This window comes from Dethiosulfovibrio salsuginis (assembly GCF_900177735.1).
Lineage (GTDB): Bacteria > Synergistota > Synergistia > Synergistales > Dethiosulfovibrionaceae > Dethiosulfovibrio > Dethiosulfovibrio salsuginis.
In genome coordinates, this window is record NZ_FXBB01000020.1 from 19,158 (window position 1) to 30,488 (window position 11,331).

The window sequence follows — 11,331 nt, forward strand, 5'->3', positions numbered from 1 at the left end:
TCGACATGCCGTAGTGTGTAGTACGAATGGGGCGACAGGACGTCGCCCCAAGCCGAGGGGGCACAGGACGTGCCCTCCGAGGGGGTTCGTACGAAACAGGCAGGTCGAGTATACGGTTGGTCCAGGGCGTAGGCGGAATGGTCTCTTCGAGGGGACTCGAAAGTGAGTTTTTAGAGGTTCCCTTTATTTACTCGTCGCCAGGACAGTCCTTTGCCTCGAGAACCTGATTCATGCCGTATATGAGGTGCTTTTCCATCCCATCTTTAGCCTCTACCACCTTACCTGAGGAGATAAGTTCGGCTATTTTACGATGCTCGTTAAGCATATGCTCCCATCTATCGGATGAAAGCACCAGGTAGGAATATCTCTGGGTAAAGATCTCGGTCCTGATAGCGTTCAAGAGTTTTATCAAAACCGTATTACCAGCTATCTCGGCTATTTTTTCATGAAACTCAAACTGCAATTCTATGTTTTTCTCGACAAGAGAATTTTCTTTCCCTCTAAGCTTATACTGTTCCTTAACTATTTCCATCAACTCTTGAGCTTTTTCGGGGGTTATTCGCTCCGCCGCCCAAGCGGCAATCTGAGCCTCCAGAAGAATTCTGACCTGCATCAGCTCCAAAAAACGTTCCTTTGACGCCGTTGGGTTGCTTATCATCTCGATAAGCTCTGTGTTGTTTATTCGCGCGAGGGCATTGGGTTGAATGTATGTTCCCATTCCCGGTCTGGATTCAAGAACCCCAAACAGGGCCAGTGCCTTTAGAGCCTCTCTGACGCTGTTCCGGCTGACGGCAAATTGTTGAGCTAAGGATGTCTCGCTAGGTATTTTTTCACCTGGGAGCCAGCTTCCCCCCTTTATAAGAGCTATCATCTGGTCCAATACGTCCTCGTAAATGGCGGATCTATTGATAGGTTTTATCACACTTTCCATGATGGTCATCACTCCTTGTTGGACAACCATATTGTAGCATGTTTCTACCGCAATATCCCATCCCAAGTGAATATAATCACTCAGATAATATGCAGTATACTTGCTTGACCGAATGATCTGAATGATCTACAATGTCAAATGTCCAACAACCAACCGTACTACATTTAAACGACACCGAGAGGAGGAGTTCCCTTGCACCCAGAGAGTAAAACAACCTTTTTTATCGACAAATTCTTTAGAATCGCCCTTTCTTTTCTGATGATCACCGTAACCGTAATGATCTTTATCCAGGTGCTACTGCGCTACGTCTTCAGAGCCCCACTTATGGGAATAGAGGAGTTACTGGTGTTCCCCGCTATATGGCTTTATTTTTTAGGAGGGGCTAACGCATCCAGAGAAGGCACCCAGATAGTGGCTCGAGTGCTAGAGGTTTTCATGAAGAGCAAGAAAAAAGTGTTTTTAGTCAGGACAGTAGGTTCGTCTTTAGGTTTTATCGTCTCAAGCTGGCTAGGTTGGTGGTCCTACGACTATCTCCGTTACTGTCTAAGGGTATCGAAGGAGAGTCCGACTCTCTACGTTCCGATGATATACGTCGAGTCCGCCGTATTCGTAGGGACGATCCTTATGGCCATATATACCCTTCGACAGGTCGTAAAGGACTACCTCGAATATCGAAACTCCTCTGACGACGAATTATTTAACCCCGAACCCTGTGGAGCGGAACTACCCTCTGTGAAGATAGAAGGAGTTGATCACCAATGATCGGTGTAACAGTAGCGTCCCTGGTAGTGCTTGTCGTCCTATTGACCTTTGGTGTCCCACTTCCTTTCTGTTTTGGTGGCTCTTTGATGATAATGAACATCTTCGGCGGGGTAACCATGAAAGGGATGATGATGTGGGGGTTCAACCAGCTGTCTAACCCGGTTCTTCTGTGCATCCCGTTGTTCGTATTCGCCGGATCCCTTATGAGCGAAAGCGGCATAGCCAAGTCATTACTTCACTTCGTTAACGTTTTCGTCGGGAGAATAAGAGGGGGACTAGGGGTCGTAGCGTCGATCAGCTGTGCGATTATCGGAGCAATTTCCGGCAGTGGGCTAACGGGAGTCGCGGCGACAGGGCCGATTCTCATCCCTCAGATGGAAAAGATGGGTTATCCAAGAGGTTATGCTACCGCCCTTGTGACTAACTCCTCAATTTTGGGATTGTTGATCCCTCCAAGCGTCACCATGATCGTATACGGCTGGGTGACGGAAACATCCATTCTGGCCTGTTTTCTGGCGACAGTAGGGCCAGGGTTGCTTATAACCGCTCTCTTCGCCGTCGTTAACATGGTATGGGCCAGACGTTTTCCCTTGAAACTGGAGCCTAAGATGGAGAGAGCTGAAAAGATAAGGGAGGTAGGCAAAAGGACCTGGGCCGCCATCCCAGCTTTGATGATGCCTGTGATAGTTCTAGGCGGAATATACGGAGGGATAATGACTCCGACCGAAGCCGCCGCTGTGGCAGTCGTCTACTCCGTACCAGTAGGTTTTTTCGTCTATAAAGGGCTGACTTTAAAGGAATTTTACTCTGTAGCTAAAGAGTCGGCCACATCGGTAGGGGCAATTATGGTGATGATCGTTTTCAGCCTTATGCTGAGCCAGACCTTCGTCCGGCTTCAGGTTCCTCAGGAGATAGTAAAAGCTATCTTCGGTGTCACTCAGGACAAGGTGCTTTTGCTGGTACTTATCAACTTTCTGCTGTTTTTTATCGGCATGATAGTAAACGACATCACAGGAATCATACTTACCGCACCTCTTCTGCTTCCATTGGTTCAGGCGATCGGCATAGATCCTATCCAGTTTGCCGCGATTATCGGGGTCAACTTGGCCATGGGTGGAGTCACCCCGCCATACGCCAGCATACTCTATCTGGGAATGAGAATAGGAAAGGTAGAGTTCACCGAGATACTGAAACCAGCGATGATTTTATTGGTCCTTGGATACGTTCCAGTGGTTTTCCTGACGTCTTTCTGGCCCGACCTATCGTTGTTTTTACCTAGATTGATGGGATTTGTTCAATAAAAGCACCAAAAAAATGAGGAGGGATGTATTGTGAAAAAGTTACTGTTAGGGGCTGCCTTATGTCTGATTGGACTCTTTAATCTATCGGACACGGCTTCCGCCAAAAACGTCGTCTGGAAGCTGTCTCACGTAAGACCGGAGGGAACCACCGTCGACAAGGATCTCAGGGCCTTCGCAAGCAGGGTAAGCGAGCTAACTGAGGGAAGGGTCGATATTCAGATTTACCCCGCAAATCAGCTAGGGGACTACACCGTAGTCCACGAGAGCGTCAGCGTAGGAGCCGTCGAGATGGCCTGTCAGCCTCCAGCGGTGGCGGCGGACAAGAGGCTTCAGATTCTGTGGTTCCCCTACATAGTTGAGAGCTGGGATCAGGCCCGTAAAAACTTCGTTTCATCGTCGGAGTTTATGAAGGTCGCCGAGGATCTTCTAGCCAAACAGGACATAAAGCTACTGGCAACATACCCAGTGTATTTTGGGGGAATCGCTACCAAAAAAGAGCCTGTTGAGCCAGGTAACCCGGACGTGAAGAAAAACCTGAAAGTCAGAGTTCCTCCGATGAAGTCATTCCAGCTGCTAGCTAACGCTCTCGGATATCAAGCCACTCCATTGCCCTTTTCCGAGGCCTTTACCGCTATTCAGACGGGGATAGTCGACGGAGTTATCGGATCAGGGGCGGAAGGATATTACGCTAACTTCAGAGATGTCATAGAGAACTACATACCGGTGAACACCCATTTCGAGTGTTGGTATCTATACGTGAACATGGAAACCTGGTCTTCTATGAGCGAGTCCGATCGGGAACTTATCTCCAAGGCAGCGGAGGAGTTTGAGAGTGCCAGGCTTGTGAACGCAGAGAAAGAGCAAGGGGAAAACGAGGACAAGCTCGCAAAATACGGCATCAAAGTCATATCCGTAACAGACGAACAGATCGACTTAATGGCCACTAAAACCCAGAACGAGGTCTGGCCCCAGATCAAGAAGGACTTAGGAGAGAAATGGGCAGATGAAGTTCTGTCGAAAATAGTCAAGTAAGCAGGTAGTTTCAAAAAAGAGGGAGAGGTTCCCCGACCAAGGATCTCCTCTCCCTCACCGCGATGGTGCTTGACACGATAAGGTCAGTATAGCATTTATCGATCTTTTTGTGGCGCTCCATCGTCGATAAAAAAGGCTACATCGTATACCCCATACGAATATCGACGATCAGGAAGTGATTACGATGGAAACAAAGCGTTTTGCCGTATTAGGAAGCGGCAACGGTGCCCGGGCTTTCTGCGCTCAAATAGCGGCCAAGGGATACCAAGTAGCTATGTGGGAGCCTCTTGAGGCGACGGAAGATTATCTTAAGCTAAAGGATAATCCTGAGATGTTTTTAAGCGGAGACATCAATTTAGGCGGCAAATTGTCGTTGGTGACGATGGATATCTCCGAGGCGATGGAAGGGGCCGACGTTATACTGGTCGTGGTTCCGTCCTTCGCACACGAGCCTATTTTCAAGAAGATGATACCGAATCTCCAGGATGGCCAACATATAGTCATGGTTCCTGGGAACTTCTCCGGATTTAGGCTTAAGAAAATGATGAAAAAAATGGGAGTTTCAAAGGAAATCTCGATCTCCGGCACGACGTCCATGCCCTATGCCTGTCGAATATCGAGCTACAACACCGTATCCATTTACAAGAAAAAATTTGCCATGAAACTGGGGACCTCTCCTGTATCCCAAAATACCGAGGTCCTGAATATCCTTAACAACGTTTTTAAAGGTTACGTTAACTTCATAGCCGCCGAGTCTCTCCTTGAGGTCGACCTGGACAACCCTAACTACGTGGTCCATCCTTTCCCCGTCCTGTTCAATTTTGGGGATATAGAGAAAAATGGCTCTACCTATAGGCACTATATCGACGGCATAACCCCTATGATATCCGAGTTTATGGAGCGAATGGACGAGGAGAGGCTCATGATAGGTAAGACTTTAGGGCTCACCCTCCAGGACTGTCTCTCTCAGCTGAAGATGTACTACGGGGAGAACCAATCGAAGAACATATACGAGTTCGTCCATAGCCCAGAATCACCTTATTTCGACCTAGTCGGTCAAAACGTGAAAGGTAGATACCTGACCGAGGACGTCCCAGGGGTGGTCTTGCCGGCCAAGCTACTAGCGGAAAAAGCGGGAGTAAAGGCCCCTATAGCTGACCTAGTGGTGGAGACGACGTCGTTCGTCCATAACGTCGACTATCTATCGAAAGGAACTACCTTAGAGACACTGGGGATAGAGGATAAAAATATCGAAGAGATAAAAGCCCTGGCGTTATAGTAAAAGCGATGGTCCTGCTCTTATAGGAGCAGGACCATCGCTTTTTAGGGGATTTTCAACTCTCGTTCCGTGGCCTCCCACTCTTTCATGAATTCGTTATACTTATCCTCCAGCAAAGCCTTTCCGACGTCCTCCACTACCATCCGCTCCATCTCTGCCGCCATAGTCGCCATACCTGGCAGACTGCCGCTCAGAGCCGCTCCTTTAAGCCTGTGAAGCTGAAGCTTCAAGGATTTACGATCGTCAGAACGGGTCGAAGAACCGATGGATTCAACCTGCGCTGAGATGTCCTTTTTCATGAGCAGAATAATTTCACAGGCATCGTCGGCTCCGCAACGGTCTATCAACTGCTTTTTGTCGAAATGGACCGCCGAAGCTTGAACTTCGGTACCTTCGAAGGACGCCGAGCGGTAGCCCAATGCCTTTTGCAGTTTTTTGACCTCAATGGGTTTGGTCAGGAAATCGTCCATTCCAGCCTCCTTGCATCGTTCCATCTCGTCTTTTAGCACTCCTGCGGTCAAAGCGATGATAGGCACGTGCATTCCTGATATTCTTTCCAGTTCCCGAATCGCCTTTGTCGCCTCCAGACCGTCCATTTCGGGCATATGGATATCCATCAATATTATATCGGGAGGGCTCTCCCTGTATTTATCCAGTGCGACCGCCCCGTTTTCCGCCTCTACCACCGTCACTCCCGGCACTACGCGGTTCAGCAGCGACTTAGTAAGCAACATGTTCATAGACACGTCTTCGGCGACCAGTACAACGATGCCATTTCGACCTGTTAGGATAGACCCATCCTGTCGCTGAGTTCCATCGGGCTCCTGTAAGCCCTCTTCCAAATCGTCGGGGACCTGTGCATACTGTGCTACAAGGTCAAGGGAAAAGGTCGTCCCTTCCCCATAAACGCTGTCGAGCTGGATGGTACTGCCCATTTTTTGGGCGATCATCTCGGAGATAACCAGGCCAAGGCCTGTACCGCCAAATTTCCGAGTGGTCGAGCTGTCCGCCTGGGAGAACGCCTTGAAAAGCCTTTCCCTCTGCTCATCTGCGATGCCTATGCCGGTATCACGAACGAAGAACGAAAACACCCCTCGATCGCCACCTAGGGGCCTGTGGCGGACTTCCAGTGTCACCTCTCCCTTTTCGGTGAACTTAACCCCGTTGCTCAACAGGTTGATGAGCACCTGCTTGAGGCGTATGGGATCGACCATGGCGAACGGCGGCATAGAGGGATCCACGTTAAGCGACACTTCAAGGTTCTTTTTCCCAGCAGGATATCGGACTATGTCCACGCAGTTTTTTAACAATCCGACCATATCGGTTGGGACCATTTCAAGCTCTATCATGCCAGCCTCAATCTTGGAAAAATCGAGGATATCGTTGATGATCCCCAGCAACGTATGACCGGACACGTTGGCGTTTTCCACGTACTCCTTTTGGATCGGAGAGAGAGGTGTGCTTCTCAGCAGGTCCGTAAAACCGATAACTCCGTTGAGAGGCGTACGGATCTCGTGGCTCATGTTGGCGAGAAACTCCGACTTAGCTTTATTGGCGGACTCGGCCTCCTCTTTCGCCGAGCGCAGCTCCTCCACTGCCTTTTGATGCTCGGTAATATCCCTGCTGATGCCGAAAATCCCGTTCACGGCGTTATTCTCGTCGAAAACGGGCCACTTGTTGATCTGGACGTATCCCAACTCACCGTTAGCTAAGTAGTAGGGATTTATTTTGTTTAGAAGGGGCTTTCCCTCCTCGATAACCGGCTTTTCTTCCTCGTTGTAGATCGTGGCGGTGTCGTGAGGGAACACCTCGAAGTCGTGCTTTCCGATCATATCCTTCCAGTCGTCGTGGCCGGTTATATCCGCCAGTGTCTGGCTACAGAAGATAAATCTGCTGTCACTGTCTTTAAAGTAGATAAAGTCGGTCGTCTGTCTTAAAAATATCTCAAGGCTGCTGACTAAGAGGCTGTGCTCGCTCTCCGTCCTCTCCAGTCTGTTGAGCAAAAACACGATGAGTCCCGTAAAGGCTAGCAATATAGAGGCAACGGTCAGGTAGATCCAAATCGTAGGATCGGAGAGCGAAGAGAATTGACTCCATCCTGTGGAAGGTATCGCCCCGATCTGCCAACTTCCGTAGGGGAGCTCTATGGAAAAGACGATAGGGCTATGGTCGAAGACCGACGGATCTCCCCAGAATACATCTCCATCTGCCCCCAAGCCATCTTTCCCTTTTATGGCGACGCTCAGCCCATCGTGATCATCTCCCAGCCCTGCTCCGGTAAAAAGAGCCTCGCAGTCGATCACCACCGAGGCCAAGCCCCAGAACTCCTCCGCCTTCGATTCTTCGTCCTTTACGGAGAGGGGGATACGGGCGACAAGACCCCTTCCACCCTGCACGAGATCGAGGGGACCGGCGAGGACTATTTTGTCGAGTCTCCTGGCCAGGTCGACCGCCTCGAACTGGTCCGGGAGGGTCCTATAATCCAATCCCACTGCCGCTTCGTTTCCTTCGATCGGGTACATGAACCGAATGATCATGTCTCTGGCGAGGCCGATGTTCCGCAAGTCGTGATCCCCTCTGAACTGCACCTCCATAGCACGGGCGAAATCCTCCTGGGTCAGATCGGGATTCATGGCCACAAGAGCTTCAACCGCAACAACCTTGTATATGTTAGAATCTATGCGATATTTAAGGGACTCGCCTAGAGCGTTTAGTGCCTGCTGAGCTCTATCGACCTCCTGCCACCTGTGTCGTTCCGATTCTAGGCGGATGAGCAGAACCCCTGTCAGTATGAAAGCTACCGCAAGCACAGTGAGGAGGATAGTGCCCAAAGTAGTGAGGTTTTTCGAGGACAGCTTAGCTGAGACGACGCTGGGTTTACCGCCGTTCTGGTGGGGGCGACTATCAGAGGCATCAGCGGTAATCTTCATAGAAGGCTCCTCTCGTTTAGAAATAGATATTTAATCAAACAAAACAAAGGGCTCTCGAACAACACGCTAATTTCCTATATTCTTAATATATAACATAATTTATCTGTTTTTACAAGCACAGCCCTGAAGAGGACCGGTAAAAACCATAGCGTTATAGGGCACCTCTAAAAACTCTGATCCTCGGAGAGACCGTTCCAACGGAGCCCACTTGAGCCCGTATACTCGACATGCCGTCGTGTAGTCGAATGGGGCGACAGGACGTCGCCCCAAGCCGAGGGGGCACAGGACGAGCCCTCCGAGGCGGTTCGTACGGAACAGGCAGGTCGAGTATACGATTGGGCCAGGGCGTAGGCGGGACGGTCTCTTCGAGGGAGCTCAAAGGTGAGTTTTTAGAGATGCCTTATAGTAAAATAAGATAGCCTGCCTTTTGAAGGACAGGACTATCTTATTTTTTAGTCAAGAAAGGTGGTCACTATGAGTACCTTCCCAATCATGACGGTGGACGTGTTTCCCGGCAGGGACACCGAGTTTGTGGGGTCCGTCACCGCCTGTTGCTGCCTGTCCAAGTCGGTGGTTCAGGACATATCCTCCAACATAAGAAACTGGACCGTAGGGGGAGAGCTTCCCAGGTACACCGAGATGATAAACCAGGCGGTAGATATCGTCATGGACAGGATAGGGGAAAAGGCCAGAGAAATAGGGGCCGATGGCGTGGTAGGGCTGAGGTTATCCACCACCGCCGTATCAGCTGGGGCAGCGGAGATAGTGGCCTACGGCACGGCGGTTAGGTTCATAGATTCAGACAGTAAGAGCCCCACTTAAGAAGGTCGTCAAGGTGGTTGGAGACAACCGACTTGAGGATGTCCATATCCATCCTCTGGTAATCATGAATAGCTATGTTTCTGAACCCAACCATACTCTGAAGCCTTTTTGACAGATCTCGGTCCATCCCCTCGGACTGCTGAATCATGACAAAGTTTTCCCGACTCTCCCTGGGAAGCCCCAGTCCCTTTATAGCCACCACGTGGGCCGCCATATCTATGGCGGCCTGTATGGCTCTTTGGAGGTTCAAGATCACTATATCCTGGACGTCCCACTCATCGAGCCGGTCCATATCCCCCTCGGTAACTTTGTGTATCCTGTCGATACATCGTTTTATGGTAGCGGCTTTGGCTAATAAAACGTCGTCCTTCACGAGAAAAACCCCACCAACTTTTCCTCCGCTTCTTTGCGGATTATTTTTATATCCTCGTACATAGATACGGTTTTTGCGAAAAAAGCTCGGTATGTCTTGTCGTCCATCTTTACCGGAATCCCATTTTGCAGCACTTCCATGGAGATTATCGGGTCAATATCGTTCAGTACGACGAGATCGACCATTTTTCCACTTAAGCTCTCCAACTCATCTTTGATCGATTTGTCCCCACCACAGAGCGGATATTTCATATATACGGCCACGTCCAGGTCGCTGTCCTCCTTAGCCCTCCCTGATGCGTAAGATCCGAAAACGAAGGCGAGTAAAACATCCTCTCTGTGGCCCATATAGGCTCTCACCTTGTCTATCATTTTGTCTTCCTCCTCAGCTCCAGGATCTTGTCCGTGGCCTTAAGGCCCGATCCGCTGAGAAACACCGCCGTCGTCTCTCCCTCCGATATAGCGCCCGACTCGATCAGCTTTGATACCCCTGGAACAACAACCGCGCTGGTCGGCTCGACGTAGACCCCACAGGAGGACAGCCGAAAAAGGCCCTCCACGATGGAATTCTCGTCCACCGCCACAGCGGATCCCTTAGATCCCCTGATGGCCTCAAGAACCTCCTCGCCCCTTAGAGGCTGGGAAGAACTGATTCCCTCCGCCACTGTCTCTATCTTGTCTATGCTAACAGGACTGCCCAGCCCCCTTTCGTAGGCCCTTACGATGGGGGCGCAGTTTTCCGCCTGTACACCGTGTAGCTTGGGCATGTGGTCTATTAGACCTGCCTCCAAAAGCTCGGAGAAGGCCCTGTAGGCACCTAAAACCAGGCTCCCCTGACCCAGAGGGACCACTAGGTTATCGGGCACGGACCATCCCATCTGTTCCCATATCTCGTAGGCGAAGGTCTTGACTCCCTCGACAAACCAGGGGCTCCAGTTGTGGCTGCCGTAAAACGTCGACCTCGCCCCCTCCAGAGCGGCGGCGGAGGTGTCCTCCCTGGTCCCTGGAACCTTGACCAGCTCCGCTCCGGCACTCTCTATCTGGACGCATTTTCCGGCGGAGGTGTAGTGAGGGACGAAGATACGGCAATTCAGCCCTCCTCTAGCGCAATAGGAGGCCATAGATGCCCCGGCGTTTCCCGATGAGTCCTCTATCAGGGAGGTTACGCCGTTCTCCCTGAGTTTTGTGGTCAACACCGATATTCCTCGGTCCTTGTAGGAGCCCGTGGGGCAGAGGTAATCCAACTTTAGGAGGACCTCTCCTGTTCCAATGTCGGCTTTCACCAGAGGGGTCACCCCCTCTCCCATGGATATGACCTCCGGGCCCACCGGTATAACGGAACGGTATCGCCACATAGATAGGGGGCCTGACCTAATCGACTCCCTGGAGATCTCCAGGGGCCTTTCCCTGAAATAGGTGAGATATCCTCCACAGTTACACCGCCATAGGGAACAGTCGTCCTTATAGGTTCTGTCGCAGGCTCTACACTTCAACATGTTTCACTCCGCCTCCTTGGCTCCGTAAAATCCCTGTATCAGGTAGATACATCCCAGCATTATGGCCAGGTCCGCCACGTTTACGTACAGCCCTCCGGGCCAGAAAGGGACAGGTATGTAGTCCATAACCGAACCGTACAGAAGCCTGTCCATGAGGTTCCCCAGAGCACCTCCCCAGAGCATTATTATCCCCGATCTGGTGTAGGCCGATTTTTCATATACCATAGCCGAAAGGATCGACAGGGCGACGAACCCAATGCCCACCGCCAGACTCGATCGGTCTCCGAAAGAGGAGAAGGCGACCCCCTGGTTCCACACCGCCGGAAGTCCCAGCCTGCGGACCACGGCGGAGCAGCCATACGTGCCGATGGCTATAAATGACGCTAAAGAAGCTGGTCTCAAACGC

The 11,331-nt window shown here is 50.8% G+C and carries 11 protein-coding genes; 5 read left to right on the forward strand and 6 right to left on the reverse strand.

Annotated elements, in window-relative coordinates:
• Window positions 1–187: 187 nt before the first annotated feature.
• Window positions 188–997: a FadR/GntR family transcriptional regulator gene (locus tag B9Y55_RS08245; RefSeq protein WP_143340874.1), complete on the reverse strand. Its 810-nt coding sequence runs from the start codon at window positions 995–997 to the stop codon at window positions 188–190.
• A 126-nt stretch (window positions 998–1,123) separates the two neighbouring features.
• Here B9Y55_RS08245 and B9Y55_RS08250 point away from each other — a divergent pair, with 126 nt between their 5' ends.
• The 4 genes from B9Y55_RS08250 to B9Y55_RS08265 all read left to right on the forward strand — a co-directional run bounded on the left by B9Y55_RS08250 (window position 1,124) and on the right by B9Y55_RS08265 (window position 5,305).
• Entirely contained in the window at window positions 1,124–1,693 is a 570-nt protein-coding gene (locus tag B9Y55_RS08250) for a TRAP transporter small permease (protein ID WP_234986182.1), read from the forward strand.
• Window positions 1,690–2,994, forward strand: coding sequence for a TRAP transporter large permease (locus B9Y55_RS08255; RefSeq protein WP_085544882.1), 1,305 nt, complete (start codon window positions 1,690–1,692; stop codon window positions 2,992–2,994). The genes B9Y55_RS08250 and B9Y55_RS08255 overlap by 4 nt, the downstream gene beginning before the upstream one ends.
• Before the next feature lie 30 nt (window positions 2,995–3,024).
• A complete protein-coding gene (dctP, locus tag B9Y55_RS08260; protein ID WP_085544883.1) occupies window positions 3,025–4,026 on the forward strand; it encodes a TRAP transporter substrate-binding protein DctP in 1,002 nt (333 codons plus the stop codon).
• Window positions 4,027–4,210: 184 nt separating this feature from the next.
• Complete coding sequence (locus tag B9Y55_RS08265; protein WP_085544884.1) at window positions 4,211–5,305, forward strand: NAD/NADP-dependent octopine/nopaline dehydrogenase family protein; 1,095 nt, start codon at window positions 4,211–4,213, stop codon at window positions 5,303–5,305.
• A gap of 44 nt (window positions 5,306–5,349) precedes the next feature.
• Here B9Y55_RS08265 and B9Y55_RS08270 read toward each other — a convergent pair whose 3' ends face one another.
• Window positions 5,350–8,235: an ATP-binding protein gene (locus B9Y55_RS08270; RefSeq protein ID WP_085544885.1), complete on the reverse strand. Its 2,886-nt coding sequence runs from the start codon at window positions 8,233–8,235 to the stop codon at window positions 5,350–5,352.
• 474 nt (window positions 8,236–8,709) lie between these two features.
• Between B9Y55_RS08270 and B9Y55_RS08275 the strand changes: the two genes are divergently transcribed.
• Entirely contained in the window at window positions 8,710–9,057 is a 348-nt protein-coding gene (locus B9Y55_RS08275; protein WP_085544886.1) for a YbjQ family protein, read from the forward strand.
• Here B9Y55_RS08275 and hepT read toward each other — a convergent pair.
• The 4 genes from hepT to B9Y55_RS08295 are packed head-to-tail and all read right to left on the reverse strand — an operon-like array spanning window position 9,026 to window position 11,327.
• The gene (hepT, locus tag B9Y55_RS08280) at window positions 9,026–9,430 is read right to left on the reverse strand and encodes a type VII toxin-antitoxin system HepT family RNase toxin (protein WP_085544887.1); all 405 of its coding nucleotides are present in this window, start codon (window positions 9,428–9,430) and stop codon (window positions 9,026–9,028) included. The genes B9Y55_RS08275 and hepT overlap by 32 nt on opposite strands.
• Window positions 9,427–9,801, reverse strand: coding sequence for a type VII toxin-antitoxin system MntA family adenylyltransferase antitoxin (mntA, locus tag B9Y55_RS08285; RefSeq protein WP_085544888.1), 375 nt, complete (start codon window positions 9,799–9,801; stop codon window positions 9,427–9,429). The genes hepT and mntA overlap by 4 nt, the downstream gene beginning before the upstream one ends.
• The gene (locus B9Y55_RS08290; protein ID WP_085544889.1) at window positions 9,798–10,925 is read right to left on the reverse strand and encodes a threonine synthase; all 1,128 of its coding nucleotides are present in this window, start codon (window positions 10,923–10,925) and stop codon (window positions 9,798–9,800) included. Before B9Y55_RS08290 ends, mntA begins: the two co-directional genes overlap by 4 nt.
• Before the next feature lie 3 nt (window positions 10,926–10,928).
• Complete coding sequence (locus tag B9Y55_RS08295) at window positions 10,929–11,327, reverse strand: signal peptidase II (RefSeq protein ID WP_085544890.1); 399 nt, start codon at window positions 11,325–11,327, stop codon at window positions 10,929–10,931.
• Between the last annotated feature and the right edge of the window lie 4 nt (window positions 11,328–11,331).

Excerpts from the sequence above, each read along its gene's own strand:
- B9Y55_RS08275 (WP_085544886.1), top strand. The coding sequence starts at position 8,710 with ATGAGTACCTTCCCAATCATGACGGTGGACGTGTTTCCCGGCAGGGAC.
- B9Y55_RS08255 (WP_085544882.1), top strand. The coding sequence starts at position 1,690 with ATGATCGGTGTAACAGTAGCGTCCCTGGTAGTGCTTGTCGTCCTATTG.
- B9Y55_RS08290 (WP_085544889.1), bottom strand. The coding sequence starts at position 10,925 with ATGTTGAAGTGTAGAGCCTGCGACAGAACCTATAAGGACGACTGTTCC.
- B9Y55_RS08265 (WP_085544884.1), top strand. The coding sequence starts at position 4,211 with ATGGAAACAAAGCGTTTTGCCGTATTAGGAAGCGGCAACGGTGCCCGG.
- mntA (WP_085544888.1), bottom strand. The coding sequence starts at position 9,801 with ATGATAGACAAGGTGAGAGCCTATATGGGCCACAGAGAGGATGTTTTA.
- B9Y55_RS08270 (WP_085544885.1), bottom strand. The coding sequence starts at position 8,235 with ATGAAGATTACCGCTGATGCCTCTGATAGTCGCCCCCACCAGAACGGC.